This is a genomic window from Helicobacter pylori (assembly GCA_008032935.1).
Taxonomy (GTDB): Bacteria; Campylobacterota; Campylobacteria; order Campylobacterales; family Helicobacteraceae; genus Helicobacter; species Helicobacter pylori_CX.
Window position 1 is genome coordinate 1369688 of sequence record CP032039.1, and the last position, 23771, is coordinate 1393458.

Here is a 23771-nt window from a genome sequence, read left to right on the forward strand (position 1 = left end):
CTGCACCTTTTTGATTTAGTTCTAATTTCAATTCTTTGTGCTATGCTACAAAGAATTGAAAAATCGCTAGATTTAAAATCAAAAGTCTAGCTCTTAAATTAGCGTTAGCTTGAATAAAATTTGGGCGTTTTAAATGCCTTGTTAGTAAGGGAAAGAAGTTTAGCTTGAAAGTGTGCGAATTAGATAAAAATTTAGCAATATTGTTAAGTCTTAAAGGGTTTGTATGCTAGATAGGGCTATATTAGATACTAAGCTAGATAGTCGCCCTATGGACTTATCTTTCTTAGATGATATTTTAAAGCATATGCAAAAGCCTAGATTTAGTGATAGCGATAAAGTAGATAAAAGATTGCTCATTAAGTTCAATCAATTTAACCCTAACTCAAAGTTTATTAAATCTAATCTAGTTGGCACAAAAACAGCTAGTCCTGTGCTTATTAAAAACATAGGGCAAATGAAACGCTCCCACTTAGAAAATGCCCTAAATTATGCTTTAGAAAATAGCGAAACAGCTTACAATGAAATGTTTTTAGAATGCGATAAGCAATTCATCTTAGAGAGTTGGCTCAATGACTTTGATTTGACTAAAGATTATAACGAGACTATGCACTTAGTTTTTTCTATCAAAGATAAGCCAGATGAAGAGACAATGCAAGGGCTTTTACATTCTACTTGGGAGAGCTTAAAAATAAGATTGCCTGAATACAAGTTTGCCCTTGTGCCACACGCTCATCAAGACCATGCCCATATCCATTGTTTTATCAATAAGACTAATCAGCTCACACGAAGAAGACTGCGTTTTAAGGGGCATGAAGATTGTAAAGAATTTTTTAATGAATTAAGAAGTGAGTTTGCTTATAGGTTGAATGACCACTTATTGAGCGAAGAATACTTGTATGTCAATGAGCCAAAACTTAAAGAGCTAGACAATATCAAACAACAATTACAAGACTTGGAAAAAGAAGAAAAAGCCTTAGAACAAATCAAATCCCCACAAGATGAGTGGGACTTAAACAAGGCTTTACAAAGCGAGTATTTACAAGAACTCAAAAATAAAAACAAAGCAAAAGCCCTAGACATTCAAAATAACCACAGCACCCCTTTAAAACAAAAGATTTCTGAATTTAAAATCGCTCTGTTTAATCACAAAGACACAAGCGATGATGAAAAAGAACAGCTAGATATTGACAGGATAGATAAGAGAAAACCAGTAAGCGAACACTTAAAAAACACTAACAAACACGAGCTATACGAACTCTTAGGCTTTTATCAAAAAGAATTAGATAAAAAACAAAACCATTCAGCCTTTAAGAATTTTGCTATTCTCAATGGTTTAGACAGAGACTTTGAAAGAGAGACTAAGGGCTATTCTGTTTTAAAGAAAAAAGAAATGCTTTTAAATAAGCTTGAACACCTAGACAAACGCCTTTTAGATAAAAACTCACACTTACTATTAGCCCAGCTAAGAAATGAAGTTAAAACCAAGCAAAACACCCAATACAACACTCTAACTAATCCTATTCTTTTAGCCAAAGCCTTAGAACTTTCTAAAGATAAACGCCCCACTCTCAAAACTTTTAAAAACGCTTATTTTAGTGCTAGAAAATATCAATTCATGCTAGAGAGCTTTAAAACTAAGCAAAATGACCCCACTTACAAGCTTAATGATAACACTTATGAGCTAGTGAGTAAGCAACTACAAGACTATCAAAACACCATGCTTTTATTAGCCAAAGAGAGATTACTTTTTTTAGAACAAGATTTAAAACAAAAAGAAGAAGAGTTTGAAAGAGCCAAAGAACATTATGTGAAATCTTCAAAACATTATAGAGAAACTTCATTGTCTCCAAAAGAAAAACAAGGCTTTCTCAAACAAATTAAACAATTTTCTAAAATTTCTAGGGATATTCTCTATACTTGTAATGAAATCATAGGAGCTAATAGGTTTTTAACCCACTATGACAACCTAAACCTTGAAAAAGTTCTAGAACACGCTAAAGATACTAAGCTAGAGCAAAAAGAAATTCAAGCTATCACAAAAGAGCCTAATAACGATGAGCCTTGGATTGAGTTTGGTAAAAAAGAACAAGCTAGAGCTAAAGCACACTATCAAGCTATGCTAGAAAAAGAAAAAGCTAAAGAATTAGCCAAACAACAAGCTAACACCTTGCACTCTAATGAGCTTGATGATGACCCTAAAGCTCATGCTGGATTAAAACAAAATGACAACACAAACTTTAAAGGGCGTAATAGATAATGCTCTCAAGCGATGATTGCCTTTAATGTTCTTAATAAAGAATATACCCTTTGATTAAAGGGGTTTATTCTTGTTCTTTTCACAAATTAGCTTATTTAAACAGATATACAAATAAAGCACTCTAAAATGCCCCACAATCAAAATAAAGCCATAAGATAAGACAAACTATTAACCTAAAAACAAAAACGCTTTAAAACGCCTTGTAGAGCTTAAATTTTTCTTAAGTAGCACGCAAAAATTTAAAACCTTAAAATTTTCTTAAACATAATCATAAAGCAAGTTTAAACCTAACCCTTGAACCTACTATCAAATCAAACTTAACTCTTTTAATACTAAGAGCTAGAAACAAACCTTAACCCTACACACTCTAAACAAAAACCTTTCTAATCCTAAATGCTAATGAGACAAACCGCTTACAACCTAACTTAAATAACATAAGCCTTGACTAATCATTCCTCCCACAACTAACATGTCATTGATAGGTAATTCCTATTTTTCTTTTATTTTGATTTTGTTCTTATTTTTACTAATAAAAGAAATTAAAAACTTTCCTTAAACTAAACCTAGCCACAACTAACCTTATGGCTCTTTCAGTCAGTTTGTCTCTTTTAATCAAAAGTTCTTTTTTTTTGATTTTTCTTTTTTTCCTTTAGCAAGTTCCTAGTTGTCTAATTTAATCAAGTTTTTTAAAAAAAAGAAATCCCCCTCATGACATGATATTTACTAATAACATGTTTACTCAATAGGTTAGGAAAGAAAGGTAAACCTTTCTTTCCCTTAATATTTTTATAACTATACGGAACTTAAGTTCCGCTTTCATATCTAATACCCATAAACACGCACTTCTTAACCTTAAAAAGCGCTTAAAGCTTACTTTCAAAAACTATTTAATCGTTGATAAATTCAATTTTTGTATTTAGTGAGTAATGCAAATAACTATGTATTTGATTATTTACTTTTAAGGGGGCGAAATTTTGCTTTTATGCCTTAGTTAAAAGCGGAACTTTTTAGAGATTTAGATTTAAAGGCGGAATTTCAAATCTCTAAGGAGCCATGCAAAATTTTTAAAAATACCGCTTTTAGAACCTAACAAACTAAAAAACATAAAACTCTCATTCTTTAAGATTTCTTTTTATATTTTAATAAGGGAGCAATATGCCACATAACAAACTCACTAAATCTCAGAGAGAACTCTTTTGTAATCTCAAAGCCTTTTTATACACTAAGGCTAAAAACTTCACGCCCATTCAAGATGTGAAGGATATGGCTTTAATCCTAGACACACAAGATAAAATCTTAAAATGTCATAATATAGAGCAATTAAAACAACTCTGTCATATTCTTTATAATCAAGGCATTAAACACACTATAATGATGCAAGGCTTGTTTTTATTCTTTAACTATTTTAAAGATAATCTCAAATTAAGAAGTTTTAGAATGCTTAGCGAAGAGCAAGTGATTAACTTTCTCTTTGAACTCGCTCAAAATAGAAAACCCAGCTCTATGGCTAAGTATGTGATGTATTTAAGACAATTCTTTGATTATTTGGATAGAAAAAGGCGTTATGGCTTTGATTTTACGCTTAAAAACCTAGCCTTTGCTAAGACCAAAGAAAGCTTACCCAGACATTTAAACGATAAAGACTTAAAGAGTTTTTTAAAAACACTCTTAGACTATAAGCCAACTACAAGCTTTGAAAAACGCAATAAGTGTATTCTACTTATTGTAATACTTGGGGGACTTAGAAAATGCGAAGTGTTAAACATAGAATTAAAACACATTCAAGTAGAAGAGCAAAACTACTCTATTTTAATTCAAGGTAAAGGTAGAAAAGAGAGAAAAGCTTATATTAAAAAGAGTTTGTTAGAAGCAAGCTTGAATGCTTGGCTTAGTGATGAATATAGACTAAAATATTTTAATGGGGCATATCTTTTTAAAAAAGACAAACAAAAAGCACAAAATTCTTTAACGCTTTATAACTTTATCCCCTTAATCTTTAAATTAGCTCAAATCAAACACTATAAGCAATATGGCACAGGCTTACATCTATTTAGGCATAGTTTTGCAACACTCATTTATCAAGAAACCCAAGACTTAGTTTTAACTTCAAGGGCGTTAGGGCATAGCTCCTTACTCTCTACTAAGATTTATATTCATACCACACAAGAGCATAACAAGAAAGTGGCTCTTGTGTTTGATAGTTTGATAGAGAACAAGAAGTAAGGTGGTTAAAATTGATTAGGTAGTTTAGTGTAATTAGTTTAAATAATCTTATTAAGATAAATAATCTAGCATTAGATAATTTTAATTAACTATTTAATATTTTATTCCTAATTAAAAATGATTAGTTTTATAAGGGTTGTTAAAATCATTGAGATTTTATAGAGTTAGCTTAAATTACAAAATATTCTAAAAACAATGTAATTATAGATTATTGTTACTCATTAAGAATATATTTGATTAACAATATAAATAACTAAATTCTATTAAATACTGATAGATTAACTAAAGCTATTAAATACCTACTTAACAAGATTGTTTATCGTCTACGCTTAGGTGTGGGGGTGTATTCATTGGAATTGTCTAAATCATCTGCGTTGTCATGGGAATTTGAGTAAGTCGCTGTTTTAATTTGGTCTATTTTGTCTATTAAAAAATCATAAGCACTTAAAGAAAGGTCTTTATAGTGTGAAATGGGTTCTACCATATCTATTTCTATGCTATAACGCTTTTTATCTAACTCTTGCAAAGAATTTTGAAGAGTTAGTAAGTCTTGCTTAGTTATTTTTTGAGAACTTAAAAGCTTGTCAAATAAATTATTGTCATTATGCAAAGCCACTGCTATATCAAAAATATCTCTTGTTTTATTATCAGTTTTTCTAAAAGTAATCTTTTTAGCGATAATATTTTCTAAACTTTCTATATAAATATCAAAAGCAAAAATCTTTTTAGAATTATCTACATATCCCTCATTACTAGCATAATCCACTAAAACATCTATTTTAATGTTGTCTTTATTCGTTACGCCTATATGATTATGTTGGTCTATGTATCTTGTGCTATCAAAATGACTGCAATTATCTATCCATAATTTAGGGCTAAAAAATCCCAAACATTGAGCATCATTGACAAACAAATCAATATCAAAGCTTAATCTATGCTGGAAGTAATACATGCTCAAAGCTGTGCCTCCTCCAAACTTAATACTACTAGGATTAAGCCCTAAATTCAAAGCATTTTTAATAATGGGATAAAATTGTTCTAGGGCTTGAATTTGAGCTTGAAAGTTGTTTTTGATAAAACTAAGGCTCCTTTCATTGATAGGGATTGATAGAAAGGACATGTAAAATATTCTCCATAGGAATGTGATAGTCTTGTGAAAACCATTCTATTTCTTGCTCTAGTGCCTCTGTTTGAATTGTGCCTATAATATACTTGTCAGTATTGCTTAGATTAGTTGTTTTTTTATCCATAAAAAGCCCTATAAGATACTCTAAACTCACATGCTTATCTTTATTGCCAATAGAGTTATTGATTGTAGCTAATAACATAGGGGCAAATGACATTTTTATCCTCCCTAAATTGATTTGATTGTAGTTTAGCAAATTTTGTGTTGGTTTTGGTTTGACTTATAATGATTGTTTAGCTATAATACGCCTACATTCGTAGGGCTGACCGAAGCCCACTTTCTTATAGCTTATAGACTACTTAGTTTTTCCAAGTCTTTGTTTCCAATACTTTTGATTAAATCATCTAAAAATGAAACAATTTTGTTAAGCATGATACCAAAGTTAAAACTTTTACTTGTAGGCTTTTCTCATTCTCTGATAAAGCGTGTTGTAATGCGTGGGCGGTTGTTTGCCCTTAGCTTTAGTAAATTTTCCCAATGATACGCACGATTTCTAATTGTCCATAGTAAGTTTAAAGCAATATAGGCTTTAGCATAATTAGAAAGATGTTGTTTTCTACCCTTAATAAGCAAAGTATCCTTATTATCTTTGTAATAAGCCTTAAGACTATAGGCTCTCAAATCTAATGCTACCCCCTCTAATTTGTAAAAAAAGATAAGCTTAATCACCGCTTCTAAAGACATTTTAGACAAGACCAAAGAATGCGTGATTTCTTTTTTCTTGTCTTTCAATTCTTCTATTAAGGGGATTAAAGAAACTTCATCAAACACCCACTCATTCCCTTTAATTTGAGTTAGGCAATAATCTAGTGCGTTGCGTAAGTAAATCTCTAAATTAGAGATTTTAGGTGTGATTAGACTAATGAGCTTTAAATTTTCTTTGTATTGCTCTAGGTTGTCATAAGTCTCTAGTCTGTCTTTGGATAGAATGAGCGTAATATCGTTTTTGAAATCTTGTAAATCTTGCATAGTGTCTCTTAAAATAATTGTTAAACCAAATTATAACACAAACAAAATTAGTTATAAAAGATTGTTATTGCTTGTTAAGATAATATATAGTGAGTAATTAAAATAACCAAATTCTACTAAATACATACAAAATAACTTAATATTTAATTGTTATTAGTATTTCTTTAAATTTCTATGCTATAATGATTACAATTCAAGTTAAGTTAAAAGGAATAGAAAAATGATTAAATTAAATGGTTTGAATAAAACTTTAAAAATAAGCTTATTAGCTGGGGTTTTACTAGGTGCTACTGCTCCCTTAATGGCAAAGCCTTTATTAAGCGATGAAGACTTATTGAAACGAGTAAAACTACACAATATCAAAGAAGATACGCTGACTAGCTGTAATGCTAAGGTGGACGACTCTCAATACTTGAATAGTGGTTGGAATTTATCTAAAGAATTTCCGCAAGAAAATATAGAGAAAAGATTTTTGAATGCGTAGAAGAAGAAAAACATAAACAAGTCCTTAATTTAATCAATAAAATTATTCATTACTTGCAACGCATTGCAGAATGTGGGACTTCTAGCTACCCCTCTATCGCGCCCTTAGATTTTCTTAATATTAAAATCAAACTTTACCCACTAGAAACACAACAAAAAATCGCTCGCACGCTTTCTGTTTTAGATCAAAAAATAGAAAACAACCACAAAATCAATGAGCTTTTACACAAGATCCTAGAACTTCTTTATGAGCAATACTTCGTTCGTTTTGATTTTTTAGATGAAAACAACAAACCCTACCAAACTAGCGGCGGGAAAATGAAATTCTCTAAAGAATTAAACCGCCTTATCCCCAACGATTTTGAAGTTAAAACGCTAGGGGAATTAGTGGATATTTTTAGCGGTTATTCTTTCCAATCAAATACATACAGCAACAACAAAAATGATTATATTTTAATCACAAATAAAAATGTTCAACATTCATTAGTTGATTTAAGTATTACAACTAACCTTTTATTTTTACCGAAAAAACTCCCCAAATATTGCCTATTAGAGCCAACAAATATTTTAATCACATTAACAGGACATATTGGACGCTGTGCATTAATGTTTTCAAAAAATTGTATTTTAAATCAGCGTGTCGGCGTAGTTTTACCAAAAGAAAAAGAGCTAAACCCCTTTTATTATTCTTTGATAAGAAATCCCCTATTCTCAGCCATACTGCAGAGAAACGCTATAGGATCATCTCAACAAAATTTAAGCCCTATTGATACTTTAAAAATTCAAATCCCTTTCAACCATAAAATAATCAAGCAATACTCAAAAACATGCGAAAATATCATTAAATTACTTGTATCCAACATGCAATCAACCCAAACCCTAACCGCGCTCAGGGACTTCCTACTCCCCCTACTTTTAAAGCAACAAGTCAAACCCCAATGAAAAATTTTAGAACAAAACTTTTTTAAGGGGTAAAAACCCTTGTTACAAGAAAGAGAAGTTTTGTCATCAAAAGAAATTTTTTAAAGAAAAAGAAGTTTCAAAAATTAAAAGTTTGAGTCAAATCCGCTAGTAAGATTTGACCCTAGCGCTCTTGCACCAGAGCCAAAATTTTAGTATAATGGCGTTGCGAGTGCCATTAAAACTATGATTACTAATCTCATGTTAGGTTATCTCCTTTTCTGAGGTAACCACCCACTGTTACCCCCAACCCTAACATACTCCAAATACCGCAACCAAAGAGAAAACCAAGAGATTACTAATTGCGTCCGTTTATTATAGAAACAATCAACCCAAAAAACGCTAAAAAAAATTTTAAGCGATCTTTTAGGGTTAAATGAAGTTTTATTCAAAAAATGAAGTTTTACAAAAAAGAGTTTTTAAACAACAACTAAGCAAACTCGTGCTACAATCTCGCTTTTTGATTGCGGAGTATGGCGCAGCCTGATTAGCGCGCACCCTTGGGGTGGGTGAGGTCGTGGGTTTGAATCCCGCTACTCCGACCATGACTTTTTAAAAAAGCTTCAATCATTATCAATTCATTATATAATCACACTAAACAAAATCAATTTTTAAACATGATGATTGAAAGGATTTCTATTGAATCGTTTCTTTAACCGAGAGCTTTCATGGTTAGCTTTTAACACAAGGGTTTTAAACGAAGCCAAAGATGAGAGCTTGCCTTTATTAGAACGCTTGAAATTTTTAGCCATTTATGACACGAATTTAGACGAATTTTACATGATAAGAGTGGCCGGGCTTAAACAACTCTATGAGCATAAAATCGCCTCTAAAGGCATTGATGGCACAAGCCCTGAAGAGCAACTAGAAAAAATCAAGCATTATTTAGCGCATGAAATTGAAGAAAGGGAGTTAGAATTCCAAAAAATCCAAGCCCTACTCTTTAAAAAAGGGCTTTGTATCACCCCCTATAATGAATTGAATTTAGAGCAAAAAGCGAAGGCTAAAACTTATTTTAAAGAGCAACTTTATGCGTTAGTCTTGCCTTTTAAGTTGGATTCTTCGCACACTTTCCCGCCTTTAGCGAATTTGACTTTCGCGCTTTTTGCCCGCATTAAAGACAAAGAAACCCAAACCACCTCCTATGCGCTCATCAAACTCCCCTCTTTTATCTTCCGTTTTGTAGAGTTAGAAAAAGGCTTGTTTGTGCTGGCTGAAGAAATCGTAGAAGCGCATTTAGAAGAATTGTTTTTAGAGCATGAGATTTTAGATTGCATGGCGTTTAGGGTAACTTGCGATGCGGATATTGCCATCACTGAAGATGAAGCGCATGATTATGCGGATTTGATGAGTAAGAGTTTGAGGAAAAGAAATCAAGGCGAAATCGTGCGCTTGCAAACCCAAAAAGGGAGTCAAGAGCTTTTAAAAACCCTTTTAGCGTCTTTAAGGAGTTTTCAAACCCACTCTTACAAAAAGCACAAGCTCACCGGCATGCATGTCTATAAAAGCGCAATCATGCTCAATTTAGGGGATTTGTGGGAGTTAGTCAATCATAGCGACTTTAAAGCGCTCAAATCGCCCAATTTCACGCCCAAAATCCACCCTCATTTCAATGAAAACGATCTTTTCAAATCCATAGAAAAACAAGATCTGTTGCTATTCCACCCTTATGAAAGTTTTGAGCCTGTAATTGATTTAATAGAGCAAGCCGCTAGCGATCCGACCACCCTTTCTATCAAAATGACGCTTTATCGTGTGGGCAAGCATTCCCCCATTGTCAAAGCCTTGATTGAAGCGGCGAGCAAGATTCAAGTGAGCGTTTTAGTGGAATTAAAAGCGCGCTTTGATGAAGAAAGCAATCTGCACTGGGCAAAAGCTTTAGAAAGGGCGGGTGCGTTAGTCGTTTATGGCGTTTTCAAACTCAAAGTGCATGCCAAAATGCTCGTGATCACTAAAAAAGCGGACAACCAATTACGCCATTTCACTCATTTAAGCACGGGCAATTACAACCCTTTGAGCGCTAAAGTCTATACCGATGTGAGTTTTTTTAGCGCTAAAAATGAAATCGCTAACGACATTATCAAGCTTTTCCATTCCTTGCTCACTAGCAGTGCCACTAATAGCGCATTAGAAACGCTTTTTATGGCGCCCAAACAGATCAAGCCTAAAATCATTGAACTCATTCAAAATGAAATGAATCACCAACAAGAAGGCTATATCATTTTAAAAGCCAACGCCCTAGTGGATAGCGAAATCATTGAATGGCTCTATCAAGCCTCTCAAAAAGGGGTTAAAATTGATCTCATTATTAGAGGGATTTGCTGTTTAAAGCCCCAAGTCAAGGGATTGAGTGAAAATATTAGGGTGTATTCTATTGTGGGGAAATATTTAGAACATGCGCGCATTTATTATTTTAAACATGAGAATATCTATTTTTCTAGCGCGGATTTAATGCCCAGAAATTTAGAAAGGCGCGTGGAATTGCTTGTCCCGGCCACAAACCCAAAGATCGCTAATAAATTGTTGCATATTTTAGAAATCCAATTGAAAGACACCCTAAAACGCTACGAGTTAAATTCTAAAGGCCGTTATATTAAAGTTTCAAACCCTAACGATCCTTTAAATTCGCAGGATTATTTTGAAAAACAAGCCCTTAAAACCTTTTAAGGGTTATCGTTCAAATCATAAAAGATAAGGATTTAAATGCTTTATTCGTTATTAAAAAAATATCTTTTTAGCCTAGACGCTGAAGACGCGCATGAAAAAGTGTGTAAAATTTTAAAAATGCTTTCTTCATCGCCCTTTTTGTGTGGTTTGATTGATTCTCAATGGGGTTATAAAAACCCAAAGCTTGAAAATGAAATTTTAGGCTTGCATTTCCCTAACCCCTTAGGATTAGCCGCCGGTTTTGATAAAAATATCTCCATGCTCAGAGCCTTAATCGCTTTTGGGTTTGGCTATTTGGAAGCAGGCACTCTCACCAATGAAGCGCAAGTGGGGAATGAAAGACCAAGGCTTTTCAGGCACATTGAAGAAGAATCCTTGCAAAATGCGATGGGGTTTAATAATTACGGGGCGATTTTGGGGGTAAGAGCGTTCAATCGCTTCGCCCCTTATAAAACCCCTGTTGGCATCAATTTAGGCAAAAACAAACACATAGAGCAAGCGCATGCCTTAGAAGATTATCAGGCGGTTTTAAATCAATGTTTAAACATTGGCGATTATTACACTTTCAACCTTTCTTCGCCCAACACCCCTAATTTAAGGGATTTACAAAACAAAGCGTTTGTGAATGAGCTTTTTTGCATGGCGAAAGAAATAACCCATAAGCCTTTATTTTTAAAAATCGCCCCGGATTTAGAAATAAACGACATGCTAGAAATTGTCAATAGCGCTATTGAAGCCGGAGCGCATGGGATTATTGCGACTAACACGACCATTGATAAAAGCCTGGTGTTCGCCCCTAAAGAAACGGGGGGCTTGAGCGGGAAATGCCTGACTAAAAAAAGCCGTGAAATCTTTAAAGAATTGGCTAAAGCCTTTTTTAATAAAAGCGTTCTTGTTTCTGTGGGGGGGATTAGCGATGCCAAAGAAGCTTATGAAAGGATTAAAATGGGAGCGAGTCTGTTACAAATTTATAGCGCTTTTATTTACAATGGGCCAAATTTATGCCAAAATATTCTTAAAGATTTGGTAAAATTACTCCAAAAAGATGGATTTTTGAGCGTTAAAGAGGCTATAGGAGCGGATTTAAGATGAGATATTTTTCTGTTAAAAGACTTTTAGGGCTTAGTTCTGTCTTGTTAGTCACTTTAGGAGCGAGCATGCACGCACAATCTTACTTACCCAAACATGAGAGCGTTACCTTAAAAAACGGGTTGCAAGTCGTAAGCGTCCCCTTAGAAAATAAAACCGGGGTTATAGAAGTGGATGTGCTTTATAAAGTCGGCTCTAGAAACGAAGTCATGGGAAAAAGCGGGATCGCTCACATGTTAGAGCATTTGAATTTTAAAAGCACCAAAAACCTTAAAGCCGGCGAATTTGATAAGATCGTGAAGCGTTTTGGGGGCGTGAGTAACGCTTCTACGAGCTTTGACATCACGCGCTACTTCATTAAAACCAGTCAAGCTAACTTGGATAAATCTTTAGAATTGTTCGCTGAAACGATGGGTTCTTTGAATTTAAAAGAAGATGAGTTTTTGCCTGAGCGTCAAGTGGTCGCTGAAGAAAGGCGATGGCGCACCGATAATTCCCCTATCGGCATGCTTTATTTCCGCTTTTTTAACACCGCTTATGTCTATCACCCCTACCATTGGACGCCCATCGGTTTTATGGACGATATTCAAAACTGGACTTTAAAAGACATTAAAAAATTCCATTCGCTCTATTATCAGCCTAAAAACGCTATCGTTTTAGTGGTAGGCGATGTCAATTCCCAAAAGGTTTTTGAATTGAGTAAAAAGCATTTTGAATCCTTAAAAAACCTTGATGAAAAAGCTATCCCCACCCCTTACATGAAAGAGCCTAAGCAAGACGGAGCCAGAACGGCAGTCGTGCATAAAGATGGGGTCCATTTAGAATGGGTAGCGTTAGGGTATAAAGTGCCTGCTTTCAAGCATAAAGATCAAGTCGCCTTAGACGCTTTGAGTAGGCTTTTAGGCGAAGGTAAAAGCTCGTGGTTACAAAGCGAATTAGTGGATAAAAAACGCCTGGCTTCTCAAGCTTTCTCACACAACATGCAATTGCAAGATGAAAGCGTGTTTTTATTCATTGCGGGGGGTAACCCTAATATCAAAGCCGAAGCCTTACAAAAAGAAATCGTAGCACTTTTAGAAAAGCTTAAAAAAGGCGAAATCACTCAAGCGGAGTTAGACAAGCTCAAAATCAATCAAAAAGCTGACTTTATTTCTAACTTAGAAAGTTCCAGCGATGTGGCGGGGCTTTTTGCGGACTATTTAGTGCAAAACGATATTCAAGGCTTGACGGATTACCAGCAACAATTTTTGGATTTAAAAGTGAGCGATTTGGTGCGTGTGGCTAATGAATATTTTAAAGACACCCAATCAACCACCGTGTTTTTGAAACCTTAAAAGAGCCTTATAACATGCAATTTCATTCATCTAGCGCGTTAATTACGCCTTTTAAAAAAGATTTGAGCGTTGATGAGGCCGCTTATGAATCCTTGATCAAGCGCCAAATTTTTCAGGGCATGGACGCATGCGTGCCTGTTGGCACGACAGGAGAATCCGCCACGCTCACCCATAAAGAGCATATGCGTTGCATTGAAATCGCCATAGAAACTTGCAAAAACACTAAAACGCCTTCCAATTCACGCATGAAAGTGTTAGCCGGCGTGGGCAGTAACGCCACGAGCGAGTCGCTTTCTTTAGCAAAGTTCGCCCAAAAAATCGGTGCGGATGCGATTTTATGCGTAAGCCCTTATTATAACCGCCCCACCCAGCAAGGCTTGTTTGAACATTATAAGACCATCGCTCAATCGGTGGAAATCCCTGTCATGCTTTATGATGTGCCAAGCCGAACGGGCGTGTCTATTGAAGTCCCAACCGCTCTCAAACTCTTTAGAGAAGTCCCTAACATTAAAGCCATTAAAGAAGCGTCTGGCTCTTTGAAAAGAGTAACAGAATTGCATTATTATGAAAAAGATTTTAAAATTTTTAGCGGGGAAGATTCACTCAACCACTCCATCATGTTTTCAGGGGGGTGCGGCGTGATTTCAGTGACCGGTAATTTAATGCCTAATCTGATTTCACAAATGGTCAATTGCACGCTCAAACAAAAATACCAACAAGCCCTAGAAATCCAAAATAAGCTTTTTGATTTGCATCAAGCCCTTTTTGTAGAAACAAATCCTATCCCTATTAAAATGGCCATGCATTTAGCCGGCTTGATTGAAAACCCAAGTTACAGACTGCCTTTAGTAGCCCCAAGCAAAGAAACGATCAAACTTTTAGAAAAAACTTTACAACAATATGAGGTAATTGCATGAATCATTCCAATCACATGAAAAACAAAACCCTAGTGATCAGCGGTGCGACTAGAGGGATTGGCAAGGCGATATTGTATCGCTTCGCTCAAAGTGGCGTGAATATCGCTTTCACTTACAATAAAAATGTTGAAGAAGCCAACAAAATTATAGAATATGTGGAGCAAAAATATTCCATTAAAGCCAAAGCCTACCCCCTTAATGTTTTAGAGCCTGAGCAATACACAGAGCTTTTTAAGCAAATTGACGCGGATTTTGACAGAGTGGATTTTTTTATTTCTAACGCCATTATTTATGGGCGCTCTGTCGTGGGGGGATTTGCGCCGTTTATGCGATTAAAACCTAAGGGGTTAAACAATATTTACATAGCCACCGTGTTAGCGTTTGTGGTGGGGGCTCAAGAAGCGGCAAAACGCATGCAAAAAATAGGCGGCGGGGCGATCGTGAGCTTAAGTTCTACCGGGAATTTAGTTTATATGCCTAATTACGCTGGGCATGGCAATTCTAAAAACGCCGTAGAAACCATGGTCAAATACGCTGCCGTGGATTTAGGCGAATTTAACATTAGAGTGAATGCGGTTAGTGGCGGACCTATTGATACGGACGCTTTGAAAGCCTTCCCTGATTATGTGGAGATTAAAGAAAAAGTAGAAGAGCAATCGCCCCTAAAACGCATGGGCAATCCTAACGATCTAGCCGGGGCGGCTTATTTTTTATGCGATGAGACCCAAAGCGGTTGGCTTACAGGGCAAACGATCGTTGTGGATGGTGGGACCACTTTTAAATAAAGATTTTTTTTTGAAAAACATTATCCATATCCACCAAAACAAAGAGTTGCAATTCATTAAAAAATGCTTGTTGGGCTATTTTTTCGCCCCTTTGTGTGGGGCTGTTCTTTTGGTTTTTTCTATCGCTTTAAGCGGAGCGAAACCGCTCCAAGTTTCTAATCTCTTTAATAGTCAATCGGCTTATATCATCTTACTATCTCTTTTTTTATGCGCGATCGGGTTTATTGTGGGGGCGATTGGTTTTTACAGGCTTTCTAAAATCACGCACCATTTAGGGTTTTTTGAAAATTTCGCTTTCAGTTTTTTGGCGGTGATTTTATGCGCTATTTTAAGCTATCTTGTCCCTAACGCCAGTAACGCCCTTTCACTAATCGGTAATGGTGTTTCTATTTTTTATCTGCACAAACTCTATAGAGAATTGAGCCTTTACACGCAAGAAAGATTTTTTTTAAGCGGTTTTAGGTTATTGCTTTTTAGTTTCATGCTGGCTCTTTTAGGGGTTTTAGCGCAAGCGTTAGTTATCATTTTTTTAACGATCGCTGTGATTTTAATGTGTGTGGCGCTCAGTTTTTTAGGGCGCGCGTTTTTGAATTTTTCACAAGTCTTTTTGAAAGCATGAAAGTTTTAAAACTCTTGCCTAATTTTTTAACGATTTTACGCATTGTCTTATCCTTATTTTTATTGTTTTTATTGTTAAACACGCGCACTTATTTTAGTTTTTTAACCCCCTTTCACATCAACATGATCTCTTCATCGGTTTTTTGTTTGCTGCGCTCACGGATTTATTGGACGGTTACATCGCCAGAAGCTATAAAGCCAAATCACGCTTTGGGGAAATCTTTGACCCTTTGGCGGATAAAATCCTTATTTTGAGCGCGTTTTTAGGGTTAGTTTATTTGGATCGTGTGAATGCGTGGGTCCCGTTTGTGATTTTAGGGCGCGAATTTTTTATTTCAGGGCTTAGAGTCTTAGCCGCTAATGAAAAAAAGGATATTCCTGTCAATGCACTAGGCAAATATAAAACCGTTTCTCAAGTCGTGGCGATTGGCGCTTTATTAGCCAATTTAACTTACTCTTATGTGCTTGTGGCTATAGCGGTTTTTTTAACCCTTTATTCGGGGATAGATTACACGATTAAATATTATAAATCTTAATGTTTTAGAAGAAGTTTTTAGCGTTCTTTAAGAAAATACCTTAAAAATCCGCTCTCATCAAATATTGATAAACATTAACTTTAGCATTCTTTCGTTTTTTTAAAATTTTATTTTCAATATTCAATTAAAAAAAATCATTTTATTTTATTTTTGTTATAATTCAAGCTATTTTTATTTTCAATCTAAGGAGGTGTCGCATGGACAATCAAAAGATAACGCATCAAAATACCATGCAAAAACAAGGCGAGCTTAAAAGAGACATGAAAATGCGCCATCTCTTAATGATTGCATTTGGAGGAGCGATTGGCACAGGGCTTTTTGTAGGCACTGGGGGTAATATTGCGAGCGCTGGCCCTTTAGGGACCTTGATCGCTTATGGTTTTGGAGGGCTTGTGGTTTATTGCATCATGCTCTCTTTAGGCGAATTGGCTAGCGTTTATCCCACTACGGGCAGTTTTGGGGATTATGCGGCTAAATTCATAGGCCCTGGCACGGGCTATATGGTTTTTTGGATGTATTGGCTTGGCTGGGTGATCACGGTTGCGTTAGAATACATCGCTATAGGCATGCTCATGCAACGCTGGTTTGTAAATATTCCTATCCATTATTGGGTTATTTTATGCATTGCGTTAGTTTTTTTATTAAACTTTTTTTCGGTTAAAATTTTTGCCGAGGGCGAGTTTTTCTTTAGCCTGATTAAAGTTTTAGCGGTGATCGCTTTTATAAGCATTGGCGTAATTGGGATCATTTATCAAATCTATTTGCATGGGTTTAGTTCTATTTTTGATAATTTCCATTTTGGCGACAAAGGGCTTTTCCCTAACGGGAGCGCAGCGGTTTTTAGCGCGATGCTCGCTGTCATTTTTGCATTCACTGGCACAGAGGTGATTGGGGTGGCTGTAGGAGAGACTAAAAACGCTAGCGAAGTGATGCCCAAAGCGATTAAGGCGACCTTGTGGCGGATTGTCTTTTTCTTTTTAGGCTCTGTGTTTGTCATTTCTGTTTTTTTACCCATGAATGATTCTTCTATCGCGCAAAGCCCTTTTGTGAGCGTTTTAGAGCGCATCAACTTGCCCTTTATTGGCATGGGTATCCCTTATGTGGCTGATATAATGAACGCTGTTATCATTACGGCGATGTTTTCTACCGCTAATTCAGGGCTTTATGGAGCGAGCCGCATGATTTATGGGCTGTCCAAACAAAAGATGTTTTTTAAAGTTTTTTCCCAACTCAACCGACAAGGCACGCCCACTTATGCAATGTTTTTTTCCCTTTCTTTTTCTCTCATAGGGCTTTTAGTCCAAATTTATGCCAAAGAAAATGTCGTGGAAGCTTTGATTAATGTGATCAGTTTCACGGTGATTATCGTGTGGGTTAGCGTGTCCGTTTCGCAATATTCTTTCCGCAAGCAATACTTAAAAGCCGGGCATTCTTTAGAAGATTTGCCCTATAAAGCCCCTTTCCTGCCCTTTTTGCAACTCATAGGGATCACGGGGTGTATTATCGGCGTGATCGGTTCGGCTATGGATAAGGATCAACGCATCGGGATGATTTTGACGATTGTTTTTGCTGTTGTGTGTTACATTGGATACTATTTTACACAAAAAGCTAATGAAAATAACAAAAAAGATTTGATATAATCTTTTTTTAATTTTGAAGTTTAGCAAATTTTAAGGAAGTAACCATGATGAAAAAAACCCTTTTTATCTCTTTGGCTTTAGCGTTAAGCTTGAATGCGGGCAATATCCAAATCCAAAGCATGCCCAAAGTGAAAGAGCGCATAAGCGTCCCTTCTAAAGACGATACGATCTATTCTTACCACGATTCTATTAAGGATTCTATTAAGGCGGTGGTGAATATCTCTACTGAAAAGAAGATTAAAAACAATTTTATAGGTGGCGGTGTGTTTAATGACCCCTTTTTCCAACAATTTTTTGGGGATTTGGGCGGCATGATCCCTAAAGAAAGAATGGAAAGGGCTTTAGGCAGTGGCGTCATCATTTCTAAAGATGGCTATATTGTGACGAATAACCATGTGATTGATGGCGCGGATAAGATTAAAGTTACTATTCCAGGGAGCAATAAAGAATATTCCGCCACTTTAGTAGGCACGGATTCTGAAAGCGATTTGGCCGTGATTCGCATCACTAAAGACAACCTGCCCACGATCAAATTCTCTGATTCTAATGATATTTTAGTGGGCGATTTGGTTTTTGCGATTGGTAACCCTTTTGGCGTGGGCGAAAGCGTTACGCAAGGCATTGTTTCAGCGCTCAATAAAAGCGGGATTGGGATCAACAGCTATGAAAATTTCATTCAAACAGACGCTTCTATCAATCCTGGAAATTCCGGCGGCGCTTTGATTGATAGCCGTGGAGGGTTAGTGGGGATCAATACCGCTATTATCTCTAAAACTGGGGGCAACCACGGCATTGGCTTTGCCATCCCTTCTAACATGGTTAAAGATATTGTAACCCAACTCATCAAAACCGGTAAGATTGAGAGAGGTTACTTGGGCGTGGGCTTGCAAGATTTGAGCAGCGATTTGCAAAATTCTTATGACAATAAAGAAGGGGCGGTGGTCATTAGCGTAGAAAAAGACTCTCCGGCTAAAAAAGCAGGGATTTTGGTGTGGGATTTGATCACCGAAGTCAATGGCAAAAAAGTTAAAAACACGAACGAATTGAGAAACCTAATCGGCTCTATGTTGCCCAATCAAAGAGTAACCTTAAAAGTCGTTAGAGATAAAAAAGAACGCGCCTTCACCCTCACTCTTGCTGAAAGGAAAAACCCCAACAAAAAAGAAACCATTTCTGCTCAAAACGGCGCGCAAGGCCAATTGAACGGGCTTCAAGTAGAAGATTTAACTCAAAAAACCAAAAGGTCTATGCGTTTGAGCGATGATGTTCAAGGGGTTTTAGTCTCTCAAGTGAATGAAAATTCTCCAGCAGAACAAGCCGGCTTTAGGCAAGGCAACATTATCACAAAAATTGAAGAGGTTGAAGTTAAAAGCGTTGCGGATTTTAACCATGCTTTAGAAAAGTATAAAGGCAAACCCAAACGATTCTTAGTTTTAGATTTGAATCAAGGTTATAGGATCATTTTGGTGAAATGATAGAGGTGGGTTGTTGGTCGCATGTCTTTGATTAGAGTGAATGGGGAAGCTTTTAAACTCTCTTTAGAAAGTTTGGAAGAAGACCCTTTTGAAACTAAAGAAACGCTAGAGATTCTTGTTAAACAAACGAGCGTTGTTTTATTGGCCGCTGGGGAGTCTAAGCGTTTTTCTCAAACCATCAAAAAACAATGGTTGCGCTCTAATCATACCCCCTTATGGCTCAGCGTTTATGAAAGCTTTAAAGAAGCCCTAGACTTTAAAGAAATCCTTTTAGTCGTAAGCGGATTGGATTATGTTTATATCCAACGCCATTACCCCAAAATCAAGCTTGTAAAAGGCGGGGCATCAAGGCAAGAATCCGTGCGTAACGCTTTAAAAGTAATTAATAGCGCTTACACGCTCACCAGCGATGTGGCTAGGGGTTTAGCCAATATTGAAGCGCTCAAAAGTTTGTTTTTAACCCTCCAACAAACGAGCCATTATTGCATCGCTCCTTACTTGCCTTGCTATGACACGGCGATCTATTATAACGAGGCTTTAGATAGAGAAGCGATCAAACTCATTCAAACCCCGCAATTAAGCCACACCAAAACGCTCCAATCAGCCCTAAATCAAGGGGATTTTAAAGATGAAAGCAGCGCGATTTTACAAGCTTTCCCTGATTTGGTGAGCTATATTGAAGGCAGTAAGGATTTGCACAAACTCACCACGAGCGACGATTTAAAGTTTTTTACGCCTTTTTTTAACCCAGCAAAAGACACTTTTATAGGCATGGGCTTTGATACGCATGCGTTTGTTAAAAATAAGCCTATGGTTTTAGGGGGAGTTGTTTTGGATTGCGAGTTTGGGTTAAAGGCTCACAGCGATGGCGATGCTTTGTTGCATGCAGTTATTGATGCGATTTTAGGAGCGATTAAAGGGGGGATATTGGCGAATGGTTCCCTGATAATGACCCCAAATACAAAAACGCCTCTTCTAAAGAGCTTTTAAAAATCGTGTTGGATTTTTCTCAAAGCATTGGGTTTGAATTGTTTGAAATGGGGGCGACTATCTTTAGCGAAATCCCTAAAATCACTCCTTACAAACCGGCGATTTTAGAGAATTTGAGCCAACTTTTAGGTTTAGAAAAATCTCAAATCAGCTTGAAAGCCACCACAATGGAAAAAATGGGGTTCATTGGCCAACAAGAAGGGCTGTTAGTCCAAGCGCATGTGAGCATGCGTTATAAACAAAAACTTTAAATGTGATAAAATGTGATAAAAGGGAGAATTGATGAAAATCTTAATCATTGAAGACGATTTAGCGCTAGCTAGGAGTATTTCGCATAATTTGCATGATTTAGGGCATTTTTGCGAGATCATCTCTAGCATTTCAGAAGAAAATAAAGAGCCTTATGATGTGATTTTGGTTTCTTCTAAAGTTTGCACTCAAGGGCGTTGCGAACACTTTGTGCGTTATAATTCCAAGCAAATCATTATCATGATGGCTTCGCATGTCAATGAAGATGGCGTGAATAAACCCATTCAAGCGGGAGCGAGAGATTATATTCTAAAACCTTTTAAAATGGATGAATTGTTGCGTAAGATCCAATACCACAAAGCCTACCAAGAAATGACCGCTCGCCTAGGATTTTATGAAAATTACTTAGACTTTATCCATGCGGAATTGCCCTTGCCTAAAGATTTTTCTTACCGGCCGCCCTTTATCATCCACACGCCCTCTCAAGAGCTTGCGAACGCTTATTTATTGCAATACGCTAAAGAAAGGCAAATGGATTTTTCTTTTTTCTCTCTAAAAGATACCACTTGGAAAGAACTATACAAGAATAAAGACAAATTAGAACGCCCTTTTTACATCATGCATTTAGAAGAGCTTAAAAAAGATGAACAATTGAAATTGTTAGAATTGGCCCGTTCATGCCCTATTGTTTTGTCCTATACCCATAAAGAACCCCTAGAATTCCCTAAAATTGTGAGCATTGAATGCGGCAATAGACCCCTATCTTTGTTTAGCGATAACACGACTTTCCTTTCCATTCAAGAATATGAAAAAGAAGCGATCAGGCATTTTTCTTCTACTTGCACCGATACAGAATTAGCCAACAAGCTTGGCATTAGCCGCAAAAGCCTTTGGGAAAAACGCCGGAAATATAACTTACCGCGCAAATAACAGAAAATCCTTAAGCCCTGTTTTTTGTGGGGCGTTGATCATAAAATGCAAGAATGCCAAAAGCGTTTTTACAATCAAAAGAGCTAAAACAAGCGGTGATCTCTTAAAATTTAGCGTATTGAATGAGAATAGAGTTAATTATTATTAAAATAACTTATTATTTGCTATATATTTACTATAATAGTTTAACTTTTAAAAAAATGAAATTCAACTTAAGGATTAACCATTAGACAAGCGTTTAACAAAACAAGATTCATGCATCCAAGAACTCTTTTACTAGACATTGATTGCGTTATCCCTAATATTGTTAGGCGTTTGCTCTCTAATAAAACGCTCCCTAAAAGATTCGCCGCTTACAGCTTGCAAGAAGTGGGCATAATCTTTCTTACCACTCAAATTTTATCTATCATGCGCAAGACCCGTTGCTCTAAAACGCTCTTTTTTATCACTAGGGGCAGAGAGAGTTTCCGCTACCAGCTGTGCGATCATTACAAACAAAAACGCCACCAATTTGATGAAGATTTTAAAGCCCTTCTAAGAACCCTAAAAATCGCTTTGGCGGAAAAATACCCCCTAAAAAAAGGGGCTAAAATCCAGGGCGAACATTGTTTTGAATATGAAGCCGATGATATTATCTCATTTTATAAAAAAAAAGACCCCAACAATTATGTGATAGCCAGCATGGATAAGGATATTTTATATTCCAATAGAGGTTCTCATTTCAACTTGAAAACCAACGCCTTTTTTAATGTGAGTCAAAAAGAAGCCCATTTTTTTGCTTATTACCAGTGCGTTGTGGGGGATAAGGGGGATAATATTAAAGGGGTTAAAGGGATTGGCGGCTTCAACTATAAAGATTTTTTAAACGAAGACGCTAAAGAGCATGAGCTGTGGGAACAGATCATTCAAGCGTTCAAAATTAAAGAAGATTTGAGCGATAGCGAAGCTAAAGAAAAGGCTCTTTTAAACATGCGTTTAGTCAATATGCACCAGATGACCCACCATGGCGTGATCAAACTATGGGAGCCTGAGTTTAAAAAAGCTTTTTTCCCTAAAAAAACACAAAAATCTGATTTCAAAAGAATTTCTTAAAACATTTTTAAAACAAAAACTTCTTTTAATATTGATTTTTAAAAACAAAAAATTATCGCTTACTTTATTGCAAACTCTTCACTATTGATTGTAAAAACGGCATTTTTTTAAAACAAAAACTTCCCAAAAAAGACAAAAGAACTATTTCCAAGGCTTTTTCTCGTGGCTTTAGAATTATAAGCATACACATACCCCCCACCCATATCAAAAGACAAACTCCTATAAGTCCAAACCCTAAAGCTGCTCATTAAAGAATATTCTTGGTAATCCCCAAAAGCCACCATCGCGTCTAAACGCACCCTTTTAGTCTTAAGCCCTAAAAAAACATAGCCTGAAATGCTAGAATTTGCAAAATAAATCGCTGGCACACCGGGCGCGTTGATCCCACGGCCATAGAATTTAGTCCTGTCGTTAAAAGTCCATAGATAGCCCTTATTGTTTCTTGCCGGAACGATATAAAAACCCGTTCCAAAATTAAAAATTTGGTATTTAAAAGTTTGATCGATCAAAAACAAACCGGCATTTTTAGCGCTTGTAGCCGCATCAGTGTTGCCGTATTGATACATGCCATGCACTAGAGTGCGCGAAGTGAAACCCTTAGCTAAAGAAGCGTCATACTCCAACTTACCCCCCACTTGCACTAAAACATTTTGGGTGGGCAAAGGCAAGCGGGTGTCCGTTAAAATAAAGGGAACGAATGTCAAATTTTTATTTTTGTATTCTGCGCCCAAAACAAACACTTCCCCCCCCACATACAAGCGTTTAGACACAGGATCATAAGACGCTAGAGCGTTTAGGGAAGTAGCGATCCGATTCCCTTGCTCTTTATTGATTTGATGCCCATTATAAAGCATGCTATCCATAAAAATCCCAAAATAACGCATGGAATTTTGCTTGAAAGCCACAGAGACCCCTTGAATATTACCCCCTATCCAATCAAAATCCACAAAATCGGTATTGAAACGCCCTAAAGCGATTTTAAAACGCTGGTTAGTGTATTGAAGATACGCATCAGAAACATCGCCAGCGCTCAAATAAGGCTTAACGTTGTTAGGGTTACCAAAAAAATTCCCTAGACTGATGTAAAGGTTAGCCAAACGCTGTTTGTTATAAATATTCCAAGCCCCAATAGCCCCAATACCAAAGGACCACCCATTGCTATAAGAAAAATCCACCCCAAGACGCGCTAAAGCCCCCACATAGCTGTGAGGGTTTTTTTGCGCCCCTTGATTATACAATAGCCCCAGATAGCCAAAAGGTTTGACGGCGATTTCTAAAGCTTTCAAAGACAGACCATTTAAAAAAAGGATCCCTAACGCTAAATAATAATATCTTTTCTTATTTTTCTTATATTGCATTAAAAACTCATCG

At 36.4% G+C, this 23771-nt stretch carries 16 protein-coding genes, 1 tRNA gene and 4 pseudogenes; 17 read left to right on the plus strand and 4 right to left on the minus strand.

What is annotated here, in order from left to right; translation table 11 throughout:
• The first annotated feature begins 223 nt into the window (after window positions 1–223).
• A complete protein-coding gene (locus tag D2C78_06760) occupies window positions 224–2257 on the plus strand; it encodes a relaxase (GenBank protein QEF35573.1) in 2034 nt (677 codons plus the stop codon).
• Window positions 2258–3412: 1155 nt separating this feature from the next.
• Window positions 3413–4480, plus strand: coding sequence for a site-specific integrase (locus D2C78_06765; GenBank protein ID QEF35574.1), 1068 nt, complete (start codon window positions 3413–3415; stop codon window positions 4478–4480).
• Between the two features lie 316 nt (window positions 4481–4796).
• Here the strand turns inward: D2C78_06765 and D2C78_06770 are convergent, their stop codons facing one another.
• The 3 genes and pseudogenes from D2C78_06770 to D2C78_06780 form a co-directional block, all read right to left on the minus strand.
• Window positions 4797–5600: a hypothetical protein gene (locus D2C78_06770; GenBank protein ID QEF35575.1), complete on the minus strand. Its 804-nt coding sequence runs from the start codon at window positions 5598–5600 to the stop codon at window positions 4797–4799.
• Window positions 5572–5823, minus strand: coding sequence for a hypothetical protein (locus D2C78_06775; protein QEF35576.1), 252 nt, complete (start codon window positions 5821–5823; stop codon window positions 5572–5574). The genes D2C78_06770 and D2C78_06775 overlap by 29 nt, the downstream gene beginning before the upstream one ends.
• 131 nt (window positions 5824–5954) lie before the next feature.
• A pseudogene (locus D2C78_06780) lies at window positions 5955–6635 on the minus strand (CAAX protease).
• A 516-nt stretch (window positions 6636–7151) separates the two neighbouring features.
• Here D2C78_06780 and D2C78_06785 point away from each other — a divergent pair.
• From D2C78_06785 to D2C78_06855, 15 genes and pseudogenes are all read left to right on the plus strand, one after another.
• Complete coding sequence (locus D2C78_06785) at window positions 7152–8060, plus strand: restriction endonuclease subunit S (GenBank protein QEF35835.1); 909 nt, start codon at window positions 7152–7154, stop codon at window positions 8058–8060.
• Window positions 8061–8545: 485 nt separating this feature from the next.
• A tRNA-Pro gene (locus tag D2C78_06790) sits at window positions 8546–8623 on the plus strand.
• 94 nt (window positions 8624–8717) lie between these two features.
• Complete coding sequence (locus tag D2C78_06795) at window positions 8718–10745, plus strand: RNA degradosome polyphosphate kinase (protein ID QEF35577.1); 2028 nt, start codon at window positions 8718–8720, stop codon at window positions 10743–10745.
• A 36-nt stretch (window positions 10746–10781) separates the two neighbouring features.
• Entirely contained in the window at window positions 10782–11837 is a 1056-nt protein-coding gene (locus D2C78_06800; protein QEF35578.1) for a quinone-dependent dihydroorotate dehydrogenase, read from the plus strand.
• Complete coding sequence (locus D2C78_06805) at window positions 11834–13168, plus strand: insulinase family protein (protein QEF35579.1); 1335 nt, start codon at window positions 11834–11836, stop codon at window positions 13166–13168. The genes D2C78_06800 and D2C78_06805 overlap by 4 nt, the downstream gene beginning before the upstream one ends.
• Window positions 13169–13182: 14 nt before the next feature.
• Entirely contained in the window at window positions 13183–14085 is a 903-nt protein-coding gene (locus D2C78_06810) for a 4-hydroxy-tetrahydrodipicolinate synthase (protein ID QEF35580.1), read from the plus strand.
• A complete protein-coding gene (locus tag D2C78_06815; GenBank protein ID QEF35581.1) occupies window positions 14082–14870 on the plus strand; it encodes an enoyl-ACP reductase in 789 nt (262 codons plus the stop codon). Before D2C78_06810 ends, D2C78_06815 begins: the two co-directional genes overlap by 4 nt.
• Window positions 14871–14880: 10 nt before the next feature.
• Complete coding sequence (locus tag D2C78_06820; GenBank protein ID QEF35836.1) at window positions 14881–15489, plus strand: hypothetical protein; 609 nt, start codon at window positions 14881–14883, stop codon at window positions 15487–15489.
• A pseudogene (pgsA, locus tag D2C78_06825) lies at window positions 15423–16024 on the plus strand (CDP-diacylglycerol--glycerol-3-phosphate 3-phosphatidyltransferase). Before D2C78_06820 ends, pgsA begins: the two are co-directional and overlap by 67 nt.
• Before the next feature lie 197 nt (window positions 16025–16221).
• Complete coding sequence (locus D2C78_06830; GenBank protein QEF35582.1) at window positions 16222–17664, plus strand: amino acid permease; 1443 nt, start codon at window positions 16222–16224, stop codon at window positions 17662–17664.
• 44 nt (window positions 17665–17708) lie between these two features.
• The gene (locus D2C78_06835) at window positions 17709–19139 is read left to right on the plus strand and encodes a Do family serine endopeptidase (GenBank protein QEF35583.1); all 1431 of its coding nucleotides are present in this window, start codon (window positions 17709–17711) and stop codon (window positions 19137–19139) included.
• Window positions 19140–19160: 21 nt separating this feature from the next.
• Window positions 19161–20380, plus strand: a pseudogene (locus tag D2C78_06840) (bifunctional 2-C-methyl-D-erythritol 4-phosphate cytidylyltransferase/2-C-methyl-D-erythritol 2,4-cyclodiphosphate synthase).
• 31 nt (window positions 20381–20411) lie between these two features.
• Window positions 20412–21308, plus strand: coding sequence for a response regulator (locus tag D2C78_06845; protein ID QEF35584.1), 897 nt, complete (start codon window positions 20412–20414; stop codon window positions 21306–21308).
• Between the two features lie 53 nt (window positions 21309–21361).
• Window positions 21362–21538 (plus strand): annotated as a pseudogene (locus D2C78_06850) (hypothetical protein).
• 25 nt (window positions 21539–21563) lie between these two features.
• Window positions 21564–22400, plus strand: a complete 837-nt coding sequence (locus D2C78_06855; protein ID QEF35585.1) for a 5'-3' exonuclease — start codon at window positions 21564–21566, stop codon at window positions 22398–22400.
• Window positions 22401–22507: 107 nt separating this feature from the next.
• Here the strand turns inward: D2C78_06855 and D2C78_06860 are convergent, their stop codons facing one another.
• Window positions 22508–23758, minus strand: a complete 1251-nt coding sequence (locus tag D2C78_06860) for a hypothetical protein (GenBank protein ID QEF35586.1) — start codon at window positions 23756–23758, stop codon at window positions 22508–22510.
• Window positions 23759–23771 lie beyond the last annotated feature (13 nt).